Source organism: Providencia sp. PROV061 (assembly GCF_011045655.1).
In the GTDB taxonomy this organism is placed as follows: domain Bacteria; phylum Pseudomonadota; class Gammaproteobacteria; order Enterobacterales; family Enterobacteriaceae; genus Providencia; species Providencia hangzhouensis.
This window is the reverse complement of the sequence record NZ_CP042861.1, coordinates 2,761,495-2,785,967: the sequence shown is the minus strand read 5'-3', so window position 1 is coordinate 2,785,967 and position 24,473 is coordinate 2,761,495. Positions and strand designations below refer to the sequence as shown.

At 40.1% G+C, this 24,473-nt stretch carries 26 protein-coding genes and 1 other annotated feature; of the genes, 20 read left to right on the top strand and 6 right to left on the bottom strand.

Annotated features, from left to right (window positions below; genetic code table 11):
* Nucleotides 1–117 precede the first annotated feature (117 nt).
* From FVA72_RS12655 to FVA72_RS12640, 4 genes are read right to left on the bottom strand one after another with little or no spacing between them, the layout of a single operon-like run.
* Nucleotides 118–984 carry a metal ABC transporter permease gene (locus FVA72_RS12655; RefSeq protein WP_110591602.1) on the bottom strand — a complete coding sequence of 289 codons (867 nt, stop codon included), beginning with the start codon at nt 982–984 and terminating at the stop codon, nt 118–120.
* Nucleotides 977–1,867, bottom strand: a complete 891-nt coding sequence (locus FVA72_RS12650) for a metal ABC transporter permease (RefSeq protein ID WP_004263652.1) — start codon at nt 1,865–1,867, stop codon at nt 977–979. Before FVA72_RS12650 ends, FVA72_RS12655 begins: the two co-directional genes overlap by 8 nt.
* Nucleotides 1,864–2,754 (bottom strand): manganese/iron ABC transporter ATP-binding protein, encoded by an 891-nt coding sequence (locus FVA72_RS12645; RefSeq protein ID WP_109911242.1) that lies wholly within the window; start codon nt 2,752–2,754, stop codon nt 1,864–1,866. Before FVA72_RS12645 ends, FVA72_RS12650 begins: the two co-directional genes overlap by 4 nt.
* A 1-nt stretch (nt 2,755) precedes the next feature.
* Nucleotides 2,756–3,667, bottom strand: a complete 912-nt coding sequence (locus tag FVA72_RS12640; protein WP_036958656.1) for a metal ABC transporter substrate-binding protein — start codon at nt 3,665–3,667, stop codon at nt 2,756–2,758.
* Between the two features lie 310 nt (nt 3,668–3,977).
* Here FVA72_RS12640 and FVA72_RS12635 point away from each other — a divergent pair, with 310 nt between their 5' ends.
* Entirely contained in the window at nt 3,978–4,604 is a 627-nt protein-coding gene (locus FVA72_RS12635) for a transglycosylase SLT domain-containing protein (RefSeq protein ID WP_153673696.1), read from the top strand.
* Here the strand turns inward: FVA72_RS12635 and FVA72_RS12630 are convergent.
* Nucleotides 4,598–5,302 carry a MarC family NAAT transporter gene (locus FVA72_RS12630; protein WP_004263665.1) on the bottom strand — a complete coding sequence of 235 codons (705 nt, stop codon included), beginning with the start codon at nt 5,300–5,302 and terminating at the stop codon, nt 4,598–4,600. The genes FVA72_RS12635 and FVA72_RS12630 overlap by 7 nt on opposite strands.
* A 466-nt stretch (nt 5,303–5,768) precedes the next feature.
* Here FVA72_RS12630 and fos point away from each other — a divergent pair, with 466 nt between their 5' ends.
* The 13 genes from fos to ihfA all read left to right on the top strand — a co-directional run bounded on the left by fos (nt 5,769) and on the right by ihfA (nt 16,250).
* Nucleotides 5,769–6,182: a fosfomycin resistance glutathione transferase gene (fos, locus tag FVA72_RS12625; protein ID WP_004263671.1), complete on the top strand. Its 414-nt coding sequence runs from the start codon at nt 5,769–5,771 to the stop codon at nt 6,180–6,182.
* A gap of 103 nt (nt 6,183–6,285) precedes the next feature.
* Nucleotides 6,286–6,684: a hypothetical protein gene (locus FVA72_RS12620; protein ID WP_110591603.1), complete on the top strand. Its 399-nt coding sequence runs from the start codon at nt 6,286–6,288 to the stop codon at nt 6,682–6,684.
* A gap of 103 nt (nt 6,685–6,787) precedes the next feature.
* Nucleotides 6,788–7,237 carry a methyltransferase family protein gene (locus FVA72_RS12615; RefSeq protein WP_094961746.1) on the top strand — a complete coding sequence of 150 codons (450 nt, stop codon included), beginning with the start codon at nt 6,788–6,790 and terminating at the stop codon, nt 7,235–7,237.
* A gap of 85 nt (nt 7,238–7,322) precedes the next feature.
* The gene (locus FVA72_RS12610; RefSeq protein WP_110591604.1) at nt 7,323–7,910 is read left to right on the top strand and encodes a hypothetical protein; all 588 of its coding nucleotides are present in this window, start codon (nt 7,323–7,325) and stop codon (nt 7,908–7,910) included.
* Between the two features lie 257 nt (nt 7,911–8,167).
* Nucleotides 8,168–10,096 (top strand): threonine--tRNA ligase, encoded by a 1,929-nt coding sequence (gene thrS / locus FVA72_RS12605; RefSeq protein WP_004910357.1) that lies wholly within the window; start codon nt 8,168–8,170, stop codon nt 10,094–10,096.
* A 3-nt stretch (nt 10,097–10,099) separates the two neighbouring features.
* The gene (gene infC, locus FVA72_RS12600; protein ID WP_071524538.1) at nt 10,100–10,639 is read left to right on the top strand and encodes a translation initiation factor IF-3; all 540 of its coding nucleotides are present in this window, start codon (nt 10,100–10,102) and stop codon (nt 10,637–10,639) included.
* 346 nt (nt 10,640–10,985) lie between these two features.
* Nucleotides 10,986–11,525 carry a translation initiation factor IF-3 gene (gene infC, locus FVA72_RS12595; RefSeq protein WP_071524539.1) on the top strand — a complete coding sequence of 180 codons (540 nt, stop codon included), beginning with the start codon at nt 10,986–10,988 and terminating at the stop codon, nt 11,523–11,525.
* 95 nt (nt 11,526–11,620) lie between these two features.
* A complete protein-coding gene (rpmI, locus tag FVA72_RS12590) occupies nt 11,621–11,818 on the top strand; it encodes a 50S ribosomal protein L35 (protein ID WP_004263702.1) in 198 nt (65 codons plus the stop codon).
* 46 nt (nt 11,819–11,864) lie between these two features.
* Nucleotides 11,865–12,221 carry a 50S ribosomal protein L20 gene (gene rplT, locus FVA72_RS12585; RefSeq protein ID WP_004263714.1) on the top strand — a complete coding sequence of 119 codons (357 nt, stop codon included), beginning with the start codon at nt 11,865–11,867 and terminating at the stop codon, nt 12,219–12,221.
* An 89-nt stretch (nt 12,222–12,310) separates the two neighbouring features.
* Nucleotides 12,311–12,440 (top strand) — a sequence feature (Phe leader region).
* Entirely contained in the window at nt 12,317–12,361 is a 45-nt protein-coding gene (gene pheM, locus FVA72_RS22250; RefSeq protein ID WP_136134757.1) for a pheST operon leader peptide PheM, read from the top strand. It overlaps the preceding feature by 45 nt.
* Nucleotides 12,441–12,563: 123 nt before the next feature.
* Nucleotides 12,564–13,547 (top strand): phenylalanine--tRNA ligase subunit alpha, encoded by a 984-nt coding sequence (gene pheS, locus FVA72_RS12575; protein ID WP_004263717.1) that lies wholly within the window; start codon nt 12,564–12,566, stop codon nt 13,545–13,547.
* A gap of 14 nt (nt 13,548–13,561) precedes the next feature.
* On the top strand, nt 13,562–15,949 hold the full coding sequence (gene pheT, locus FVA72_RS12570) for a phenylalanine--tRNA ligase subunit beta (protein WP_137019037.1): 2,388 nt from the start codon (nt 13,562–13,564) through the stop codon (nt 15,947–15,949).
* Between the two features lie 4 nt (nt 15,950–15,953).
* Complete coding sequence (gene ihfA, locus FVA72_RS12565; protein WP_004263721.1) at nt 15,954–16,250, top strand: integration host factor subunit alpha; 297 nt, start codon at nt 15,954–15,956, stop codon at nt 16,248–16,250.
* A gap of 66 nt (nt 16,251–16,316) precedes the next feature.
* Here ihfA and FVA72_RS12560 read toward each other — a convergent pair whose 3' ends face one another.
* On the bottom strand, nt 16,317–17,438 hold the full coding sequence (locus FVA72_RS12560) for a hypothetical protein (protein ID WP_110591606.1): 1,122 nt from the start codon (nt 17,436–17,438) through the stop codon (nt 16,317–16,319).
* Between the two features lie 116 nt (nt 17,439–17,554).
* On the opposite strand from FVA72_RS12560, the gene btuC reads away from it, so the two are divergent.
* The 6 genes from btuC to arnD all read left to right on the top strand — a co-directional run bounded on the left by btuC (nt 17,555) and on the right by arnD (nt 24,470).
* The gene (btuC, locus tag FVA72_RS12555) at nt 17,555–18,556 is read left to right on the top strand and encodes a vitamin B12 ABC transporter permease BtuC (protein WP_110591607.1); all 1,002 of its coding nucleotides are present in this window, start codon (nt 17,555–17,557) and stop codon (nt 18,554–18,556) included.
* A 2-nt stretch (nt 18,557–18,558) separates the two neighbouring features.
* Nucleotides 18,559–19,335, top strand: coding sequence for a vitamin B12 ABC transporter ATP-binding protein BtuD (locus FVA72_RS12550; RefSeq protein WP_110591608.1), 777 nt, complete (start codon nt 18,559–18,561; stop codon nt 19,333–19,335).
* 119 nt (nt 19,336–19,454) lie between these two features.
* The gene (gene arnB, locus FVA72_RS12545) at nt 19,455–20,600 is read left to right on the top strand and encodes a UDP-4-amino-4-deoxy-L-arabinose aminotransferase (RefSeq protein ID WP_110591609.1); all 1,146 of its coding nucleotides are present in this window, start codon (nt 19,455–19,457) and stop codon (nt 20,598–20,600) included.
* Entirely contained in the window at nt 20,600–21,592 is a 993-nt protein-coding gene (gene arnC / locus FVA72_RS12540; protein WP_004263733.1) for an undecaprenyl-phosphate 4-deoxy-4-formamido-L-arabinose transferase, read from the top strand. Before arnB ends, arnC begins: the two co-directional genes overlap by 1 nt.
* Complete coding sequence (gene arnA, locus FVA72_RS12535; RefSeq protein WP_096863958.1) at nt 21,592–23,577, top strand: bifunctional UDP-4-amino-4-deoxy-L-arabinose formyltransferase/UDP-glucuronic acid oxidase ArnA; 1,986 nt, start codon at nt 21,592–21,594, stop codon at nt 23,575–23,577. The genes arnC and arnA overlap by 1 nt, the downstream gene beginning before the upstream one ends.
* The gene (arnD, locus tag FVA72_RS12530; protein WP_004263737.1) at nt 23,577–24,470 is read left to right on the top strand and encodes a 4-deoxy-4-formamido-L-arabinose-phosphoundecaprenol deformylase; all 894 of its coding nucleotides are present in this window, start codon (nt 23,577–23,579) and stop codon (nt 24,468–24,470) included. Before arnA ends, arnD begins: the two co-directional genes overlap by 1 nt.
* The last annotated feature ends 3 nt before the right edge of the window (nt 24,471–24,473 follow it).

The following is a 24,473-nucleotide window of genomic DNA, read 5'->3' as shown; positions in this document are numbered from 1 at the left end:
AATGCAGATGCTTAAGTTACTAAAAAAGATCTTGTTGCATAGCTAGGGTGTTATTGAAAATAAAAAAGCTGAATTCGTTATGCGTGAATTCAGCTTTTTTGTTATATCTGCCATTTATTATGCGGTATGCATACTTTGTGGGTTAGTCTGATTTCTTTTACGTGCCAGTACTAGCTTGCTATAGAGCAGGGCTATTACAAAGTAAACCGCTTGCGTAACAACAATGGTTGGCCCAGTCGTCGCATTAATGTGAAAACTCAAGATGGTTCCAATAACACTTGATGTTACAGAAGCGATGATAGCGACGACGAGCATTTTGCCGAAGCTCCGGCATAGGACAAATGCAATAATTCCCGGGGAGATCAGCATGGCAATAACTAAAATGATCCCAACCGCTTGCAGTGAAGCGACAATGGTTAATGCAAGTAAAGACAGTAAACCATAATGTATCAGCTTGACGGGGAGGCCAATCACACGGGCTTGGTTTGGGTCAAAACAATAGAGCATAAAATCTTTACGTTTCAGTAAAATAATTGCGATAGTGATGCCAGCAAACAGTAAAATCTGTTTAAATTCGCTATCGGTTATCCCTAATATATCACCGAAAAGAATATGTGTTAGGTGTTGCTCTGTATCGATTTTAGCGAACATCACTAAACCGATAGCAAACATCCCAGAAAATACAATTCCCATGACGGTATCTTCTTTTATCCGACTATTTTCTTTTAAATACCCTGTTGCGACAGCGCAGAATAAGCCAGATGCGAAAGCCCCTATCGCTAATGGGATACCGAGTAAAGAAGCAATAATGATCCCCGGCAGAACGGCATGGGAAATTGCATCACCCATCAATGACCAACCTTTCAATACTAAAAAGCAAGAAAGGATAGCGCATACGGTCCCACTAACAATGGCGGTAATCAATGCTTTTTGCATAAAAGGAAAAGCAAACGGAGCCATCAGTAAGTCAATGAAATCACTCATGAGATGCTCCTTGTCGGTGTGACTGATGCAGCCGAGCTACTTCCTTTTTTGCATTACGTTTTGAGGCAAAAATACCGTGCTTAGGTGCAAAGAAAAATGCCAACAGGAAAATAATAGTTTGTAGTGTAACAATTAACCCACCTGTAGCACCGTTGAGGAAATAACTGATATAAGCACCAACAGCACTGGTTACGGTACCAATTGTGACTGAAATAATGAGTAAACGTTTAAACTGGTCTGTCAATAAATAGGCGGTTGCCCCCGGAGTGACGACCATTGCGATAACAAGGATTGCACCAACTGTTTGTAGGGCTGCAACAGTACAAGCACTTAATAATGTAAAGAAAATAATTTTTAGGCGTAATGGGTTCAAGCCAATTGAACGAGCGTGGCTTTCATCGAAAAAAACGGCTAATAAATCTTTCCATAAGCACAGCAGTACAATGAATGAAATGCCAATAATAATTTCTACTTGTAATACGTCAGAATCCGCAATACCTAAAATATTACCAAAAATAATACTTTGTACATTCACAGATGTTGGGTTCAATGAAACAATCAACAAACCTGCTGCGAAAAAAGTAGAGAAAATAAAGCCAATGACAGCATCTTCACGTAAACGAGTTAGATGCTTTATTAATGTCATGGCCAGTGCCGCGAGGATCCCAGTAAAAAAGGCTCCAGCCGCATAGGGCAAACCTAAAGCATAAGCACCAGCCACCCCAGGAACAACAGAGTGGGAGAGCGCATCTCCCATTAATGACCAGCCTTTCAACATCAAATACGCCGATAAAAACGCACAGACAGCACCAACAATGGCGCTGACCCAAATAGCTTTTATCATAAAATCATATTCAAAGGGCTGTAATAACATCTCAATCATTCGGAACCCTTAGCTTGGTTTTTTCGAACGGGCGCATCATGGTCATGACCATAGAATACAGCCGCTCTTTCATCATCGGTAATGACGGTGACAGAGCGAGGGTCATCATCGTCATGAAGCTCTTGACCTGACAGGTTAATATGACGCAATACGCCGCCGAAAGCTTGCTGCAGGTTTCGTTGCGTAAATGTTGTTTCTGTAGGTCCACTCGCTAAAACAGTGCGATTGATTAAGATAACGTGGTCGCAAAACTCAGGCACACTACCCAAGTTATGAGTTGAAACGAGGATTAGATGGCCTTCGTCACGCAAACTACGCAGCAGGTCAATAATGGCATTTTCAGTTTTAACATCAACCCCAGTAAAGGGTTCATCAAGGAGTAAAACTTTACCTTCTTGTGCGAGCGCTCGCGCTAAAAAAACCCGTTTTTTCTGACCACCTGAAAGCTCGCCTATTTGGCGATGTTCAAGCCCTGCAAGGTCAACCCGTTCTAATGCCATTTTGACCGCATCTTTATCGGCTTGTTTAGGGATGCGGAAAAAACCCATTTTGCCGTAACGGCCCATCATCACGACATCAGAAACGAGAACGGGGAAATTCCAGTCAACTTCTTCTGTTTGTGGGACGTATGCAATCACATTTTCTTTAAGCGCGGTTTTTATCGGCTGATCATTTAATGTCACACTGCCAGAAGATGGGGTGACAAGCCCCATAATGGTTTTAAATAACGTTGACTTGCCACTACCATTTACGCCAACTAAGGCACAAATAGAGCCACCTGAGATAGTAAAGCTTGCGTCATAGATAGCGGTGTGACCGTTATTATATGTCACAGTCGCATCATCGACGATAAGATTCGGGTGTTCGAATTGACTTGAGTGATTCATATTACTGTGAAAATCCTTTCGCTATCGTGTCTACAGTCGTATTTAAAAGGTCTATATATGTTGGTACTGGGCCATCGGCAGTTGATAATGAGTCAACATATAACACGCCACCGTATTTTGCCCCGGTTTCTTTACTGACTTGGCGAGCAGGTTTATCAGAAATGGTACTTTCACTGAATACCACAGGGATGTTGTATTTACGGACAGTATCAATCACTTTTTTCACTTGCTGAGGAGAGCCTTGCTCTTCTGCATTGATTGGCCACAAATACACCTCTTTAAAGCCGTAATCTTTCGTTAAATAGCTAAATGCGCCTTCACTTGAGACTAACCAACGTTCATTTTCTGGAATGCGATTTAAACGTTCACGTAAAGGGGCATCAAGTTCAGCAATTTGTTGCGCATATTTTTTAGCATTGGCATTATATGTTTCTGCATTTTCAGGATCATATTTGACCAGAGCTTGACGAATATTTTCAATATAAATTTTAGCATTGGCAGGAGACATCCATGCATGTGGATTTGGGTTATCTTTATATTCACCTTCACGGATTGGCATTGGCTCAATGCCCTCAGTGACTACGACAGCAGGAACATTTTTAAAATTTTCAAAGAAACGTTGGAACCAAACTTCCAAATTCATCCCATTCCATAAGATTAAATCTGCATCATAGGCTTTCATAATATCTTTAGGAGTCGGTTGATAACCGTGAATTTCCGCACCAGGCTTCGTTATAGACTCGACAATTGCTGCATCTCCAGCTACATTTTGAGCGATATCTTGAATAATGGTAAAAGTGGTTACGACTTTAAACTTTTTAGCAAAAGCAGGTTGGCTAAAAAAGATGACTGCTACCAAAGCAAACATACTGGTTAGTAAAGGTGCAGATAATCGAGATACGTTCTTCTTCATAAAAGTTGACCCTGACATTATTGGTTTAGCGTTTTTTAACATACAGTTGTTAAGGTTTATAACAATTATATTTTATATCCTAATTGATAATGATTATCAATATCAATTGTGAAAAATAAATACAAAAAGTGTGGAATAGCATTATTCGTCATTATAGGCTTCTAAGTCCCATGGCTATTTGTATGACTAAAACACGTCCTGAAGTAAAAGTTAAGTAAAAATTATTTTATTTTTCTTAGGATTAGTTATTCTGCCATCGGCTTCCATCGTAGAGGATTCGACAGTGAGAAAAATAATTGGCGGTACTTTTATGCTACTGCTACTAGCAGGTTGTTCAAGCGAGCCAGATAGGCCTGTAACAAAACAGCGAATGTTAGAGCCTACAGGGCCAATAGCCACACAAAATACGACATTTCCAAGAACGCCTTTTGATGAATTTATTCGTGATTCTGCGGTTCGTTATAGTGTTGATGAAGCTTTAATTAGGGCTATTATTGAGGTCGAATCCAATTTTAGGCCTGAAGTTGTCAGTAAATCCAACGCAATAGGTTTGATGCAGATTAAAGCTTCGACAGCGGGGCGTGACGCATACCGTTACCAAGGGAAGCCAGGGGAGCCGAGTACTCGTGACCTAAAAGATCCACAAAAAAATATTGATATTGGCACAGCCTATATTCGTATTTTAAGGGAACAGCACCTTGCTGGAATAAGCCACCCTCAGACGTTATATTATGCAACTGTTGTTGCTTATGTGAACGGGGCTGGAGCGTTATTAAGAACATTTGATAATGATAAGGGTAGGGCGATTGCAATGATTAACAGCTTATCGCCGGAAGAATTTTATCAACATGTACAAACAAAACATCCTGCACCGCAAGCCCCACGCTATTTGTGGAAAGTTAAAAATGCTTACAATGCATTAGCTATGTCTTATTGATATTCACGCATTAAGTGTGGGAGTTGCGCGACAATTTCAACAATTCCGTTGATTACAAATTGCACTCCCATACAGATTAATAAAAATCCCATCACTCGTGCGATTGCATCAATACCGCTATTTCCTAGCCACCTCATAATAGAAGTTGCGCCTCTTAAACCAATCCAAACGATGAGACTTGCAATAAAAAAGGTAATTACGGGGGCGACTTTTAAAACCCATGGGGCAAAACTAACATTACCTTGTAATGATGCAGTGGAGCTGATGATCATAGCAATAGTACCAGGGCCTGCGGTACTTGGCATAGCAAGAGGAACAAAGGCAATGCTAGGTGATTCTTGGCGTTTTTTAGGGACATTTGGATCATCAAGGGCATTGGCGGTTGGGTCTTCCCCAACATCACTGCTAGGAAACAGCATGCCAAATCCAATAAATGCCACAATTAGCCCGCCTGCAATTCGCAGTCCTGGTATTGATATTCCAAATGTGTTCATGACTAATTGGCCTGCATAAAAAGCGATTGTCATGATTGCGAATACATAAATAGAGGCCAATAACGATTGATGGTCACGCTGCTCTTTTGTCATATTAGCAGAGATGCTTAACATGACTGCAATTGCAGTTAAAGGGTTGGCGAGAGGAAGTAACAGTACCAGACCAATACCAACGGCTTGAAATAGCTCAAGAAAATTTGTCATGGAAGTTAGATTCAAGCTCCTGATTAATGTGAATAAAACACCTTATCTCAAATGATAGCAAAATTTCTTATAGATCTGTAGGTTAGCATTTATATCTAGTGAGATATTTTATGGTAGGAGGTGGTTAGCATACTGATGAGTAAGAGTTAATATTAACTATCATTTATTAGTTTGTAGATAATAAGAGTTGTTCACATTAATTGTGGATAACAATGGCTTTCATCTGTGAATAACTTATTTTATTTGTTAAATAACAGCAAGATGAGTGATTGTGGTAAAAGTATTCAATTTTTAAAGGCAAAAAAAAACCTTTTTATGGGGGATAAAAAGGTTAAGGGCATTTCGTAACAGGTTGTCTTTAAGTTGATATGGGATACAGTATATCTGCTGCAATGTTATTTACTGATAATTTATGTAAATTCATTAAAAGAATTCACTGTGACAGACAAGTAAAGGGTAAAAAAATATGTTAAACGGAATCAACCATTTAACTTTAGCTGTAACTGATTTAGAAAAAAGTATTGGTTTTTATCAATCACTACTTGGTATGAAGTTACATGCGAGTTGGAAAAAGGGCGCCTATATTTCCTGTGGCGATTTATGGTTATGTTTATCATTAGATATAACTCGCCAATTTTCGTCCCCAGAAAAAACGGATTACACACACTATGCCTTTAACGTTGATGCGAAAGACTTTCTTATCGTTGTTGATAGGCTAATGCAAGCAAATGTCATTGTCTGGAAAGAAAATAAAAGTGAAGGAGATTCTTTTTACTTTCTTGATCCAGATGGCCACAAATTAGAATTACATGTAGGCGGCTTATTACAGCGCTTAAAGAGCTGCCAAGAAAAACCGTATGAAGAAATGAAATTTTATTAAAAAGAGTTATGGATTTCTTTACAAAGGATTTTTAGTTTTAAAAATAGCTTTACGCAGAGTTGGTTATCCTATTTTCAGTTAATTTTGAGTAATAGGAAAAAGAATGAAAAAACTTATAGCGACATTAGCCGGGACGTCGATGCTATTAGTTTTGGCTGCCGCCATGTTACTAATCGTTTTTCCTCAGCAGTGGAAGCAAAGCATTTATCCGAATATATCCCAAGTCTTACCAACATCGCTCAGTGCTATTTTACCGCAGAGTTTAGCCAGTAATGATATTTGTAATAGTCTAGAGGATAACCTGCAAAGTTTTACTGATTATCTTAAAGTGAATCAGGACATTGTTGATGTAAAGGGAATGAATAGTTTAGATGAACAACTTGCCAATATTCAAACCAGAATTGATTCTATGCCCAGTGATGTACGAAATTTAGTTTGCCAGCAAGAGTATAGTAAATTAGAAGGTTTAAAGAGTGTGTTTTCCTTAACTCCCAATAACTAATTATTTTTGTAGTTAATATCACTCCTCTATATGTTCTTCCACTCAAATTTATATATTCATTTATGGTATGCTAATAGCATCATTTTGGCTTACAGGTAACGCAATGAATATATTTAAATTGCCATTATTGAATTGGTTAGTCGCTAATGGGGTCGCTGTATATTTTCTTTCCAAGCAAGGTCTTTTAGACTGGACGTTTTCTGGTTGGATGGGAATTTTAGGTATATTAATTGCACTGGAGAGTGTGAGTTGGGTCGTGACAAGCCTTTACTACTTTTATAAACATAAAACATCACCAAATCCTACGGTTAAGGCAACGCATTTAGTGACTAACGGGCCTTACCGATTTTCACGTAATCCAATGTATTTAGCTTTTACATCAATGAGCTTGGCTTTAGCTTTCTTTTCACATTCTCCTTATTTTTTGGTCGCAGGGTTAGTATTTTGGCTGATTACTGATTTATATACGATCCCACAGGAAGAACGTTTTTTATCTGCATCATTTAAGAATGAGTGGGAAAAATATAGCAAGCAAACGAGACGTTGGTTATAGATTGATGGAAATGAGACGCTTTATCATTTAATCTGTTTTGTACACTTCAAATTTAGAATTTACGCAAAACATATTTAGGATAATCATGAACTATCAGGTGGCGCCATTTTGGATATATTCCAGTAAACTCGCATGTTTTATAATGTTCAGCGTATTTTTTGCTTTTTTTTCGGTAAGTGGTTTTATACTTTATTTATTTACCATCGGGGTTGTTTGGGCTGTCGTAGTCTCATTTAAAATTCATGGAATGAAGGAAAAAGGAATAGTCTTAAAAAATAGCGATACATCTGATTGGATGGTATATGTGAATGGTATTCCAGTCCAAGAAAGAAGACAAACTCTCTCCAATCCCTGTTTTGCAACGATACAGCATGCGAAGTCATTCTTTAGTATTGCCTTTATTATTCGGGCGTTAATTCAAATTATCTTTTGTATTTATTTACTTTGGCAAATAGAGAAATTAGATAATACTTATGTACTATTACTCTCGTTAATAGCCACTTTCTACATCATTTACTCTTTATGGAAATCAATTCAATCGGTTATTATTCTTCAACAAAATAAGATAATCAGTGAAGAGTTAATCGCACCTAGTGGATCCCATTGGTATCGCGTTTTTTTTGAGCAAAAAGAGAAACTATTTCCTGCATTAGATAACTTATTTGCCATTTAATCGGGAAGGTATTGATTTTTCATATGAAGAAGAACAATTAGCGGCATTACGCTATCACCATAAAATAGGTCTATGTTATCATTAGTAGTTGAGTTACTCACGATGTAACGAAATAGGGCACTTAAATTGCCCATATTTGTGTACATGTCTTGCATTGTGAAGTGAGAAATCGTTAGTAACGTATTGATTTATAAACTTTGGAATAATCAAGCAAGTGATCTTTCGTGTGGGTCACCACTGCTGATAAGGATTTTTTAATGCCTGTTATTACTCTTCCTGATGGAAGTCAGCGTCAGTTTGACCACCCCGTTTCTGTGATGGATGTTGCTCGTGACATCGGCGCAGGTTTAGCTAAAGCCTGTATTGCAGGACGAATTAATGGCGAACGTGTCGATGCATGTGAAATAATTGAACATGATGCAAACGTATCCATTATTACGAGTAAAGATGAAGACGGACTCGAAATTATTCGTCACTCTTGTGCTCACCTGTTAGGTCATGCAATTAAACAACTATGGCCAAACACGAAAATGGCGATTGGCCCTACTATCGATAATGGTTTTTACTATGATGTCGATTTAGACCATATGCTGACGCAGGAAGACTTGGAAAAGCTTGAAAAGCGTATGCTTGAGCTTGCCAAAACAGATTATGATGTGGTGAAAAAACGCGTTTCTTGGAGCGAAGCTCGTGAAACTTTCGTTGCCCGTGGCGAAGACTATAAAGTTGAAATTTTAGATCAAAATATTAGCCAAGATGACCGCCCTGGTTTATATCATCACGAAGAATATGTTGATATGTGTCGTGGTCCACACGTACCGAATATGCGTTTTTGCCACCATTTTAAATTACAGAAAGTGGCTGGCGCATACTGGCGTGGTAACAGCGATAACAAAATGCTGCAACGTATTTACGGCACCGCATGGGCCGATAAAAAACAATTAGCGGCCTATTTATTACGTTTAGAGGAAGCAGCTAAGCGTGATCACCGTAAAATTGGTAAACAATTAGATTTATACCATATGCAAGAAGAAGCGCCGGGTATGGCATTCTGGCATAATGACGGTTGGACAATTTTCCGTGAGCTGGAAACTTTTGTACGCACTAAACTGAAAGCTTATAACTATCAAGAAGTTAAAGGCCCGTTCATGATGGATCGCGTGCTGTGGGAAAAAACAGGTCACTGGGATAACTATAAAGACGCGATGTTTACGACTTCTTCTGAAAACCGTGAGTATTGTGTGAAACCAATGAACTGCCCAGGTCACGTACAGATTTTCAACCAAGGTTTGAAATCATACCGTGACTTACCATTGCGTATGGCAGAGTTTGGTAGCTGTCACCGTAATGAGCCATCAGGTGCACTGCACGGCTTAATGCGTGTGCGTGGCTTTACTCAAGATGATGCACATATTTTCTGTACTGAAGAGCAAATCTTAAGCGAAGTAACTAGCTGTATTGAAATGATTTATGATGTTTACGCAACTTTCGGTTTCGAAAAGATTGTCGTAAAACTATCAACCCGTCCTGAAAAACGTATCGGTACTGACGAGATGTGGGATAGGGCGGAAGAAGACTTAGCGAATGCACTGAAATCAAAAGGTATTGAGTTTGAATACCAACCAGGTGAAGGCGCATTTTATGGTCCGAAAATCGAGTTTACACTGTACGACTGCCTTGACCGTGCATGGCAATGTGGTACTGTCCAGTTAGACTTCTTCTTACCGGGCCGTTTAACAGCTTCCTATGTAGGTGAAAATAACGAACGTATCGTTCCTGTTATGATCCACCGTGCAGTGTTAGGTTCACTAGAACGCTTCATTGGTATCTTAACAGAAGAGTATGCAGGCTTTTTCCCAACATGGTTAGCACCACAGCAAGTGGTTGTAATGAACATTACTGATAGCCAAGCAGATTATGTTCAAGAATTAGTAAGCAAGCTGCAAAGTGTTGGCATTCGTGCGAAAGCGGACTTACGTAACGAGAAAATCGGCTTTAAGATCCGTGAACACACGCTGCGTCGCGTCCCTTACATGTTAGTATGTGGTGATAAAGAAGTTGAATCAGGTAAAGTTGCTGTACGTACCCGTCGTGGTAAAGATTTAGGCAGCCTTGATGTCAACGAATTCATGACAAAACTGCTTGAAGAGATCCGCAGTCGTCAACTCAATCAGATGGAGGAATAAGGTATTAAAGGCGGAAAAAAACTCCCAACGGCGCGCCCAAATCGTATTAACGATGAAATTCGCGCAACAGAAATCCGTGTCACTGGTCTAGACGGTGAGCAACTTGGTGTAATGAGTGTGCGTGAAGCCCTCTTTAAAGCAGAAGAAGCAGGTGTCGACTTAGTCGAAATCAGCCCAAATGCTGAGCCACCAGTTTGTCGTATCATGGACTACGGTAAATATCTTTATGAGAAAAGCAAATCTCAAAAAGAACAAAAGAAAAAACAAAAAGTTGTTCAAGTGAAGGAAATTAAATTCCGCCCGGGAACAGACGAAGGCGACTACCAAGTTAAGCTACGTAGTTTAATTCGCTTTTTGGAAGATGGTGACAAAGCTAAAGTGACACTGCGTTTTCGTGGTCGCGAAATGGCTCACCAACAGATTGGCTTAGAAGTGCTTAACCGCATCAAAACCGATCTGGATGAACTGGCATCAGTAGAATCATTCCCATCAAGGATTGAAGGACGCCAGATGATCATGGTATTGGCACCAAAGAAAAAATAATTAAGCCAGTATGGTTATAGCGAAGTAATTGCTAGAGTCTAGCAGCGCTCATTTGGGCGCTGCTTCTCTATTTTGTTTGTCTTATCTAATGAATAAAAATAATTGCTTCAATGCTACAAATTTCCCTCAAAATCCAAGTTTTCAAACAGTTCAGTGTGATTTATTGCAAGATTTACTTGAGTAATCCGGCAAGAAGCATTAAAATCCGCGGTCGAATCACTTTGTCAGCGCATAGCGCATAAAGACAAACAAAGAATATCGTACACGCGTCAAGTAGTAACTATTGAGTGACGAGTGTATTTGCTTGAGAGAAGCAAATCTCTTTATCCAATTGGAGGAATGAAGTATTAAAGGCGGAAAAAGAATCCCAACAACACGTCCAAATCGTATCAATGATGAAATTCGTGTTCCAGAGGTCCGTTTAACGGGTTTAGACGGTGAACAGTTAGGCATCATGAGCGCACGCGAAGCGCTTGAAAAAGCTGAAGAAGCAGGTGTAGACCTAGTAGAAATCAGCCCAAATGCTGAACCGCCAGTTTGTCGTATCATGGATTACGGCAAATTCCTTTATGAGAAGAGCAAATCTCAAAAAGAGCAAAAAAAGAAACAAAAAGTTGTTCAGGTGAAGGAAATTAAATTCCGCCCTGGTACAGATGAAGGTGATTATCAGGTCAAACTACGCAACCTGACTCGCTTTCTGGAAGATGGTGATAAAGCTAAAGTTACACTGCGTTTTCGCGGTCGTGAAATGGCTCACCAGCAGATCGGTCTGGAAATGCTTAACCGCATCAAAGCTGATCTGGAAGAACTGGCATCCGTGGAGTCTTTCCCTTCAAGAATTGAAGGACGTCAGATGATCATGGTGCTGGCACCGAAGAAGAAATAATTAGGCCTGCAAGTAATACTCGTTTATAGCAATATAGATGTTATTCGCCTAATTAATTCGTAGTTAATCACAATGCGAAGTTGGAAATAAAAGAAATGCCAAAGATTAAAACTGTACGTGGCGCAGCAAAGCGCTTTAAAAAAACTGCAGGCGGTGGCTTTAAGCGTAAGCATGCAAACCTTCGTCACATCCTGACTAAAAAGTCAACTAAGCGTAAACGCCATTTACGTCCGAAAGGAATGGTATCTAAGGGCGATCTGGGTCTGGTAGTTGCTTGCCTGCCTTACGCATAAGTAAACAATTTAGTTAATATAAGATAAAGACGATAGGAGATAGCTTATGGCTCGCGCAAAACGTGGTGTAATCGCCCGTGCACGTCACAAAAAAATTCTGAAGCAAGCGAAAGGTTACTATGGTGCACGTTCACGTGTTTACCGCGTAGCATTTCAAGCGGTAATCAAAGCTGGTCAATACGCTTACCGTGACCGCCGTCAACGTAAACGTCAGTTCCGTCAACTGTGGATCGCACGTATCAACGCTGCGGCTCGTCAGAACGGTCTGTCTTACAGCCGCTTCATCAATGGCTTGAAAAAAGCTTCAATTGAAATCGACCGTAAGATCTTAGCAGACATCGCAGTTTTCGATAAAGCAGCATTCACTGCTTTAGTTGAAAAAGCGAAAGGCGCTTTAGCTTAATTGTTTGCTTGGAAAGAGGAGGGAAACTTCCTCTTTTCATTTATAGCTATTTGTGTTAATACTTAAGATACAGTTAGTTATTGAGAGTTTACTACATGCATTCTGTGATTTTTCGTTTCTTTTTTTACTTTAGCACCTGAATTTCGGGGGCTTTTTCGCGTAAATAGAAAAAAGAAATGAAAAGTTACGCTAAAGCCTCCTTAGGGAGGCTTTTTCATTTCTAGTTTTAGATTAAGTACAGTAAAATCAGTTAAGTATTCATTCATTACCAAATAGAATGTGAAGCTTAATATATATAGTGAATAACTAGCAAAAAGACCAAGTGGTCATAAAGGGGAAACAATGCCACATCTCGCTGAGTTGGTTGCACAGGCAAAAGCAGCCATTGAACAGGCCCAAGATGTTGCTACGTTGGAATCAGTGCGTGTTGAATATTTAGGCAAGAGCGGCCATTTCACACTACAGATGAAAACGTTGCGTGATCTGCCTGCTGAGGAACGTCCAGCAGCAGGGGCTGTGATAAATGAAGCTAAAGTACAGGTTCAAGATGCACTGAACGCCCGTAAGGACGCAATGCAAGCTGAAATTCTTAATGCACGTCTAGTATCAGAAAAAATTGATGTGTCATTACCTGGGCGTCGTATGGAAAATGGTGGGTTACACCCAGTGACCCGTACAATTCAGCGAATTGAAGAGTTTTTTGGCGAATTAGGTTTCTCTGTTGAAACTGGTCCAGAAATCGAAGATGACTATCATAACTTTGATGCGTTAAATATACCTGCTCACCATCCCGCGCGTGCTGACCATGATACTTTTTGGTTTGATGCAAAACGCTTACTGCGTACGCAAACATCGGGTGTACAAATCCGTACAATGAATGGCCAACAACCACCGATTCGTATCATTGCTCCTGGTCGTGTATATCGTAATGATTACGACCAAACGCATACACCAATGTTCCATCAAACAGAAGGCCTGATTGTTGATAAAGATATCAGCTTTACCAATCTAAAAGGCACATTGCATGATTTCTTGAATAACTTCTTTGAAGAGGAAGTTCAAGTACGTTTCAGACCATCATATTTCCCATTCACCGAACCTTCAGCGGAAGTTGATGTTATGGGTAAAAATGGTAAATGGTTAGAAGTATTAGGCTGCGGAATGGTGCATCCAAATGTATTGCGCAATGTAGGTATTGACCCTGAAGTCTACTCTGGATTTGCCTTTGGTATGGGGATGGAGCGCTTAACAATGCTACGCTACGGTGTTTCTGACCTACGTGCATTCTTCGAAAATGATCTTCGTTTCCTCAAACAGTTTAAATAAGGCGGGGTTATCTCATGAAATTCAGTGAACTATGGTTACGCGAATGGGTAAACCCGGCGATCAGTAGTGAAGCATTATCTGACCAAATCACGATGGCGGGTTTGGAAGTTGATGGTGTAGATGCAGTTGCTGGCCAATTTCACGGCGTTGTTGTTGGTGAAGTGGTTGAGTGTGGTCAACACCCAAATGCAGACAAACTGCGCGTTACAAAAGTTAACGTAGGCGGTGAGCGTTTATTAGATATCGTCTGTGGTGCACCAAACTGCCGTCAAGGCCTAAAAGTTGCTGTTGCAACGGTTGGCGCGGTATTACCGGGTGATTTTAAAATTAAAGCGGCAAAACTGCGTGGCGAGCCTTCTGAAGGTATGCTGTGTTCTTATTCTGAACTGGTTATTTCTGATGACCACAGTGGCATTATTGAATTGCCACTAGATGCCACTATCGGTACCGATATTCGTGAATATCTAAAACTTGATGATAATGCGATTGAAATCAGCATTACACCTAACCGTGCAGATTGCTTAAGTATTCTTGGGGTTGCACGTGATGTCGCTGTTATTAATAAATTAGCGCTAAATGAGCCTGCTATTAATACAGTATCTGTGACCACAAAAGATACTTTCCCAATTCGAGTAGAAGCACCTAATGCCTGCCCACGTTTCTTAGGTCGTGTGATCAAAAATATTGATGTGTCAGCGCCAACGCCAATGTGGATGAAAGAAAAGTTGCGTCGTGGTGGCGTCCGTTCTATTGACGCGGTTGTGGATATTACCAACTACGTCTTATTAGAATTGGGTCAGCCTCAACACGCTTATGATCTAGACCGTTTAGATGGGGCTATTGTTGCTCGTATGGCAAAAGAAGGGGAGAAACTAGTTCTCCTTGATGGCAGTGAAGCAACGTTAAAATCAGACACATTAGTGATTGCTGATGAATCAAGAGCACTGGGGATTGCAGGTATTTTTGGCGGTGAATACTCAGGTGTTAATACGGAAACCAAAAATATTTTATTAGAGTGTGCATTCTTCGACCCATTATCGATCACAGGTCGTGCACGTAATTACGGTTTGCACACTGATGCATCTCACCGTTTTGAGCGTGGTGTTGACCCTCAATTACAGTTTAAAGCGATTGAACGTGCTACTACGCTAATTGTTGAGATTTGTGGTGGTGAAGTCGGTGAAATTATTGATGTAACCAGTGAACAGCATTTACCAAAAGCCGCAAATATTAAACTGACACGCAATAAATTAGACCGTTTGATTGGTCACTTTATTGAAGATGAGTTAGTTACTGATATTTTGACGCGTTTAGGGTGCAAAGTCACGGTTTCTGCTAATACATGGGATGTTGTCGCCCCAAGTTGGCGCTTCGATATGCAAATCGAAGAAGACTTAGTGGAAGAAGTTGCTCGTGTATATGGATATAACAGCATCCCTGATGTGCCATTACGTGCTGATTTGACCATGACTAACCACAAAGAAGCTAACTTACCTTTAAAACGTATTAAAGCAATGTTAGTTGACCGTGGTTACCAAGAAGCAATCACTTATAGTTTTGTTGACCCTAAAGTTCAAGCTTTACTGCATCCACAACAAGACGCGTTGCTTTTACCTAACCCTATTTCTGTTGATATGTCAGCGATGCGTTTATCGTTACTGACTGGTTTATTAGGAACGGTTGTCTATAATCAAAATCGTCAACAAAATAGAATTCGTTTATTTGAGACAGGTCTGCGCTTTATTCCTGATAATCAAGCAGAATATGGAATTCGCCAAGAACCTATGTTGGCAGGGGTCATTACAGGTAACAGATTTGAAGAACATTGGTCATTAGATAAACAAGTTGTTGACTTCTTTGACTTAAAAGGTGATCTTGAAGCTGTTTTTGAATTGACTGGGAAACTAAATCAAATTACATTTAAATCTGAGGCACATCCTGCATTGCATCCAGGTCAAAGTGCTGGGATTTATCTGGAAAATGAACACATTGGCTTTATTGGTGTAGTTCACCCAGAATTAGAACGCAAACTCGATTTAAATGGTCGTACGGTGGTGTTTGAGGTTCGTAGTGATGCGATAGCACAACGTGTCATCCCTGAAGCTAAGGCGATTTCGCGCTATCCATCGAACCGCCGTGACATCGCTGTTGTCGTGCCAGAAGATGTGGCTGCTGCTGAAGTTTTAGCAGAGTGTAAAAAAGTTGGCATAAATCATATAGTTGGCATAAACTTATTTGATGTGTACTGTGGTGAAGGAATAGCGGATGGCTATAAGAGCCTTGCTATCAGTCTTGTCTTCCAAGATACCCAGCGTACTATGGAAGAAGAAGAGATCACTGCTACCGTTGATCTGTGTATTGCTGCGTTAAAACAGCGATTCCAAGCCTCCTTGAGGGACTAAACCTATGGCGCTTACTAAAGCTGAAATGTCAGAAAATTTGTTTGAAAAACTGGGTGTTAGCAAACGTGATGCTAAAGACCTTGTCGAAACTTTCTTTGAAGAGGTTCGCCTTTCCTTAGAAAATGGTGAGCAAGTAAAATTATCTGGATTCGGTAACTTTGATTTACGTGATAAAAATCAACGTCCCGGACGTAACCCAAAAACTGGGGAAGATATTCCAATTACTGCTCGCCGTGTTGTTACCTTCCGCCCAGGCCAAAAATTAAAAAGCCGTGTAGAAAAAGCAACTCCGAAAGAGTAATTATATCGTTTGATATGAAAAAAGACCGCCTAGGCGGTCTTTTGTTTTTTTTAGGAAAGAAATTTCTTAAGCCTGATAAAATGGTCTTCTTTCTCGATGGATTAATGCGGCGATATAACTTTCAGCTAGCTGGTTTACTTCTTTTTCTTTCTTGATTCCTAACTTAGTTGTTTCAGCGTCTTTTATTGCTGAAATATCAAGTGAGGGAGAATCTATTAAATGTGCTGCGAATATCTTAGCTAAATTATTGATCGACATTTGATGAGCATCTTCATCATTGGCAATAAGAGCACAGTAGCGGACAACGAGTTGTAAGGTTAATGGTGGTGGGGCCAATCTAGCGAGTGCATCACAAATCTTATTGTCGCTATTTTTTAAAATTACAGGGTCTTTGTTTTTTAATCGCTCATCGTTTTTAATTTTCCGAATAATATTTTCTTTGTTTTTGACTAGAACATCGCATATCTGTAAGTCATTAAATGAAACGGGTGATTTAAAGTCAATATTGTTGGTTTTTTTTAGTAATTCACCGGCTATTTTTTTAAACACGCTGGATAGAGTTGGTAGCGAGCAGTTGTGCAGTAATTGTGAAACATAGCGGTCTGTATTAGAGGAATTTATTTCTTTGACTATATTATTGGCGACACTTTTGATTCCTTCAATGCGAAGTATACCTTGACTATTAGAATACTCTTTATGCTTTAAAAGCATGCTGCCTAACAGGTTGAGCGCATGGTTTTTTTGTCTATCAATATCAGAAATATAATCATAATTATTGATAAGTAATTCATTACTTTTTTGTAAGTTGTCCGTTGCATTTTTTCGAGTTTTTTCTGCATGTTGAGTTTCTGCATGTTGAGTTTCTGCATGTAATGCTGCCTGATAATCTGTATCAACTTGTAAGTTCGCTGTTAAATCCTCTTTAGGAATGACTTTATTTTGATCTGCTGATATTTTGGTAAAACCGTTATCTACAGAGGAAGCTGTGCATGTGGGTATCTTCTTGTTTACAGCATGTTTGTTTTGGTAATGTAATAATGAAGTAAAAATGCTTATAAATAATTGGGTTACATTTTTTAGACGTCCTCCAAAATTGCTGTTAGTCTTGATTTTCACTCGATTAGTTTCGCTTGTACTGTTGGTGGAGAGTTGGGACTTGGTTTGATGACTAATGGGGGCTCGCTTCATGTTAAAACCTTCATATTGATTAGCATTAAAATTGGCCGTAGTTTAATTTTTCCCTTATGATCTCTCTTATATAAAACGCGTTTGTTTTTAACTGACTGATAAATATTACAAATAGAATGTTTTTTTCATTGAAGCAGCTACAAAAACAACAAAACCAATCAGATATACGTTTGATTGGATTTTTGCTGTTCACGCTTTGCATTGTTACGGTGCTGTCACTCAGTGCTGGCGAGGTTTGGTATTGGCCTAGCCAATGGATGAAAGATTCCGCACAGCTTTTTGTTTGGCAAATTCGTTTTCCTCGCACACTTGCGGTGATTGTTATTGGCGCAGCTCTTGCAGTCACAGGGGCTATCATGCAAGCCTTATTTGAAAACCCCTTGGCCGAGCCTGGCTTATTGGGGGTAAGTAACGGTGCAGGTGTTGCTGTGGTGCTGGCTGTATTATTGTCTTCAGGCGTGACGCACTATTGGCTATTAAGTATTAGCGCAATTATGGGAGCACTATTGTTTACCTCCATATTGCTCTATTTTGCTCGCCGTAAAAACTTGAATAACTCTAGCTTATTGCTTGTTGGTGTTGCTCTGGGCGTGATTAGTGGTGCCTGTATGACATGGATGGTGTACATGAGCAGCAACCTTGATTTGCGACAGTTACTCTATTGGATGATGGGGAGTTTTAGTGGGGTTGATTGGCGACAATTTGGTCTTGTTATTGGTTGCTTGCCATTTTTAATTTGGGTGCTTTTCCAAGGAAATATACTGAATTACCTTTCATTAGGTACAGTACAAGCTTATCAATTAGGTATATCAATCCATAAATGGCGCGTTATATTGATTATTATTAGTGGTGTATTAATTGGCCTCAGCGTTGCTATTGCGGGGGCGATTAGCTTTATTGGCTTAGTTATTCCTCATATATTGAGATTAAGTGGTTTAACAGATAATCGCGTATTATTGGTTGGTTCTGCAGTGGCAGGGGCATTAGGGTTATTAACAGCAGATATTCTGTCTCGGTTATTAATCGCCAATGCGGAAGTTCCCATTGGTGTTATTACGGCAACCTTAGGGGCACCGATATTTATTTTCTTGTTAATCCGTCACCAACAATGGCGGTAAAAATGATGGAAAATAAATTAATTATTGATATTAAAAATATTACCATCGATACACGCTTGGTCAATGTTTCAGCTCAAGTGCTAGCTGGTGAACAAATTCATATATTGGGTGCCAATGGGGCCGGGAAAAGTACATTATTAGCTGCGATAAGCGGTTATTTGCCTGTAGGTGGCGATATTTTAATTGGTGGGCGAAGTATACGGCAATATCATATTGCTCAATTGAGCCAACAACGTGCTTATCTTTCACAATTAGTTAGTTACATCCCAATACTCAAAGTTTTTCAATATGTTGGCCTGTTTTCACCTAACACAGTGTTTTCTGCTGGTGTTTTTGAGCGTTTATGTAGCGATTTTCAACTAACATCATTATTGAGTAAACCTATTAACCAACTCTCGGGTGGTGAATGGCAAAGAGTCCGAATTGTAGCAGCATTTTTGCAGGTCTGGGATAAACAGCAATGCGAGGGGAAATTTATATTATTGGATGAGCCGACCAATAATTTAGATATTATTCAGCAAGCAATGCTTGATAAATGGATTAAATATTTTTGTGATTGCTTAGGAACCGTTATAATGAGTGGTCATGATCTTAGCCATTCGTATAAAAATGCATCTTGTATTTGGATGATAAAACAAGGACAGTTAGTCGCAGTAGGGAAACCAGAATGTATAATGACAGAAAAAAATTTATCTGACATATTTATGTCTGAAATTAAGTTAAGCCACAGTGCATCTCACCGGGTGTGGCAGGTTATAAATTTAACGGATAAGCAATAAGGTGTTTTTATCACTTATTTTTGCATGATAACCCCGCAATGTTTGCAGGTGTTGAGGTTCGGTTAAAGTATAATTAACTAGAATATTCTATTCACAATGAAAACTAGGCTATAAACAATATGAGCAATTTCTTACCATTTTCAAAACCGGCAATCGGTGATGAAGAGGTCAAGGCAGTTGAAAAAGTTCTGCGTTCAGGCTGGATAACTACAGGCCCACAGAATCATCAATTAGAAGAAGATTTTTGTAAGCGTTATGGCTGTAAGCATGCGATTGCACTTTCTTCTGCAACAGCGGGGATGCATGTTGTCTTAATGGCATTAGGTATTGGCCCTGGTGATGAAATTATTACACCATCACAAACATGGGTTTCTACGATTAACATGATTGAATTGCTTGGTGCAACCCCTGTGATGATTGATGTTGATCGTGACACATTAATGATCCAACCTGATGCCGTAGAAAAAGCGTTAACAGAAAAAACAAAGGCCATTATCCCAGTTCATTATGCGGGGGCTCCTTGTGATCTTAACGCATTGCGTTTGATTGCTCAAAAAGCCGGTGTAGCTTTAATCGAAGATGCAGCACATGCCGTGGGTACTCGTTATAAAGATGAGTGGATTGGCGAAAAGGGAACGTCTATTTTCTCTTTTCATGCCATCAAAAATGTCACCTGTGCGGAAGGGGGATTAGTCGCAACAGATGATGACAAGCTCGCTCAGCGTGTACGCACGCTTAAGTTTCACGGTCTAGGCGTTGATGCGTTTGATAGACAAATGCAAGGCCGTAAGCCGCAAGCAGAGGTTGTTGAACCCGGTTTTAAATATAATTTATCGGATATTCATGCCGCGATTGCAGTGGTGCAGTTATCACGAGTAGAGCAATTAAATCAGCGTCGTGCTGAGCTAACTGCTCGTTATCGTGAATTGCTGAAAAACTCTCCTTTGCAAATGTTGAGTGTACCTAGCTACTCACATTTACATGCGAATCATTTATTTATGGTGCGTGTCGATAAAGCCGAATGTGGTATTGATCGCGATACATTCATGGAAAAATTGAAAGAGCACGATATTGGTACAGGGCTGCACTTTCGCGCCGCACATACTCAAAAATATTATCGCGAAAAATACCCTGAATTAGTTTTACCTGAATCAACCTGGAATAGCGCCACATTGTGTTCATTACCTTTATTTCCCGATATGACGGATGCAGATGTTGAACGGGTTGTCAAAGCTGTAGAAGCAGTTCTTTTGGAGTCAAAATAGTGTCACACGCAGATGAATTTGATGAGATAAAAAAAGTCTCAGTGGTAATCCCTGTCTATAATGAAGAGCAGAGCTTACCGCAATTACTAGAACGTACTATCAAGTCATGTAAACAATTAACTCAATCTTATGAATTAATTTTAGTTGATGATGGTAGTAGCGATCGTTCAGCGCAAATGCTTACAGAAGCAGCGGAAAATCCAGAAAACCATGTTATTGCAATTATTTTAAACCGTAATTATGGTCAGCATTCTGCTATTATGGCCGGTTTTAACCAAGCGGATGGCGATTTAGTAATTACTTTGGATGCGGATTTGCAAAACCCGCCAGAGGAAATCCCTCGTTTAGTGCAAACTGCGATGCAAGGTTATGATGTAGTTGGTACACGCCGTGCGAATCGCCAAGATTCTTGGTTTCGCAAAACAGCTTCTAAAATGATTAATGCGATGATCACGAAAGCGACTGGGCGTTCAATGGGTGACTATGGCTGTATGTTACGTGCGTATCGCCGTCATATTATTCAAGCTATGTTGCAATGTCATGAAAGAAGTACATTTATTCCTATTTTAGCAAATACATTTGCACGTAGAACCATTGAAATTGATGTAGCGCATGCAGAACGCGAGTTTGGTGATTCTAAATACAGCTTTATGAAGCTGATTAATTTAATGTATGACTTATTAACATGCCTGACTACGGCACCACTGCGTTTATTGAGTGTTGTCGGTAGTATTATCGCCGCTGGCGGTTTTTTATTAGCGGTATTGTTAATTGCATTGCGTTTAATTTTTGGCGCAGAGTGGGCCGCAGATGGCGTATTCACGCTGTTTGCAGTACTCTTTATGTTTATTGGTGCACAGTTTGTTGCCATGGGTTTATTGGGCGAATACATTGGTAGGATCTACAATGATGTGCGCGCGAGACCCCGTTATTTTATTCAAAAAGTCGTTGGAGCAGATGCGAAATCCGACAAAAATCAGGAAGAAGACTAATGAAAGCTATTGTTTTTGCCTATCATGATATTGGCTGCGTAGGGCTAAAAGCGCTTGAAAAAGCAGGTTTTGATATCCAAGCAGTGTTTACCCACACTGATGACCCAAATGAAAACCACTTTTACTCCTCTGTTGCGCGTTTAAGTGCTGACATGGAGCTTCCTGTTTTTGCGCCTGAAAACGTTAATCACCCATTGTGGATTGAACGTATTCGCGAAATGAAACCTGATGTGATTTTCTCCTTCTACTATCGTGATATGTTGAGTGAAGAGCTGTTAGCTATCGCGCCTAAAGGTGCGTTTAATCTACATGGTTCATTACTCCCTAAATATCGCGGTCGTGCGCCTATCAATTGGGCATTATTAAAAGGCGAAAGCGAAACAGGTGTAACCTTACATAAAATGGTAGCTAAAGCCGACGCTGGCGATATCATTGCTCAAGAAAAAGTGGTTATTACCGATACAGACACTAGCCTAACTTTACATGCAAAAGTCCGTGAAGCGGCGGAAGTTTTGCTGGATAAAACACTGCCATTAATCGAAACTGGTAGCTACAAAGCCGTTGCACAAGACGAAAGTCAAGCAACGTACTTTGGTCGTCGTACCGCTGAAGATGGTTTGATTAATTGGAACGACAGTGCAAAAGACGTTAATTGCTTGATTCGTGCAGTGACTGAACCTTACCCAGGTGCGTTTACCTATTTAGGTGCGCGCAAAATGGTTATTTGGCGCGCACGCGTTTTAGATGATAACCAAGGTAAACCAGCAGGTACGGTACTTTCGAGTGACCCACTGCGTATCGCTTGTGGTCAAGGTGCTATCGAAGTGATTAGCGGCCAAAGTGAGACGGGTTTATATATGCAAGGTAGCCGCCTTGCTAACGAAATGGGTATCGTGACAGATGTTCGTGTTGGTGCAAAACCAACGGCACAAGTAAAACGTCGTACACGTGTTCTGATCCTTGGTGTTAACGGCTTTATCGGTAACCACTTGACTGAGCGCCTGTTAAAAGACGGTAATTACGATATCTATGGTATGGATATCGGTTCTTCCGCAATTGAACGTTTTATTGGTAACCCACGTTTCCACTTTATTGAAGGTGACGTTAGCATCCATACAGAATGGATTGAATATCACATCAAAAAATGTGACGTTATTCTGCCTTTGGTTGCGATCGCGACGCCAATCGAATATACCCGTAACCCACTGCGTGTTTTCGAGTTAGACTTCGAAGAAAACTTAAAAGTTGTACGTTACTGTGTGAAATACAACAAACGCATCATTTTCCCATCAACTTCTGAAGTTTATGGTATGTGTGATGATAAAGAGTTTGATGAAGATGAATCACGCCTGATCGTAGGACCAATCAATAAACAACGTTGGATTTACTCAGTATCTAAACAATTACTTGACCGAGTGATTTGGGCATACGGTGCAAAAGAAGGTCTGAAGTTCACCTTATTCCGTCCATTTAACTGGATGGGACCACGTTTAGATAGCTTGAACTCTGCGCGTATTGGTAGTTCTCGTGCAATTACACAGTTGATCTTGAACTTGGTTGAAGGTTCTCCGATTAAACTGGTTGATGGTGGTGCACAAAAACGCTGTTTTACAGATATTAAAGACGGTATTGAAGCACTGTTCCGTATTATCGAAAATAAAGATGGTAAGTGTGACGGCCAAATCATCAATATCGGTAACCCAACGAATGAAGCCAGTATTCGTGAATTAGCGGAAATGTTGCTGGAAAGCTTCGAAAAACACCCACAACGTGGAAAATTCCCTCCATTTGCAGGTTTCCGTGAAATCGAAAGCAGCAGCTATTATGGCCAAGGGTATCAAGACGTTGAACACCGTAAACCAAGTGTTGAAAACGCACGTCGTTTACTGGACTGGGTTCCAACTATCGATATGAAAGATACCATTGAAGAAACATTAGATTTCTTCTTACAAGGTGCTGTTGAAGAGTTAGGTAATAAAGACTAATGAAAAAAGTTGGCTTGAGAATTGATGTGGATACCTACCAAGGTACATTAAAAGGGGTTCCACAGTTACTCAAAGTGCTCAAAGAGCATAATATTCAGGCCAGCTTTTTCTTCAGCGTAGGACCCGATAACATGGGGCGCCATTTATGGCGCCTTTTGCGTCCTAAATTTCTGTGGAAAATGCTTAGGTCTAATGCAGCATCCCTTTATGGGTTAGATATCTTATTAGCGGGCACAGCATGGCCGGGTAAAAAAATTGCTAAGGATTTAGGTTACTTGATGAAACAAACCTTGGATGCTGGTCATGAAGTTGGCTTACATGCATGGGATCATCAAGGCTGGCAGGCTAAGGTTGCGAAATGGAGCAAACCGCAACTGACAGAGCAGGTTAAGCTAGGTGTTGATGCATTGGAGCAAGCTATTGGGCATCGTGTGACTTGTTCAGCCGTCGCTGGTTGGCGAGGCGATGAGCGCGTATTGGAAGTTAAACAAACGTTTAACTTTGACTACAACAGTGATTGCCGTGGTAAATATCCATTTAGGCCAATTTTAGCGGATGGCTCATTAGGGACAGTTCAAATTCCTGTAACACTGCCGACTTACGATGAAGTTGTGGGAACAGTCGTGAGTGATGAGGCATTTAATGATTTTATTCTTCAAGCAATTAAAGAAGATCAAGGCATTCCAGTTTATACTATTCACACTGAAGTGGAAGGGATGTCTAAATCGGAACAATTTTCACAATTATTGGAACGAATTACACAAGAAGATATCCAATTCTGTACATTGAGTGAATTACTGCCAGACGATTTGAATTCATTGCCAAAAGGGCGTGTGGTGAGGGCACCATTCCCTGGGCGTGAAGGCTGGCTAGGCTGCCAAGAAGAGGAATAAGCA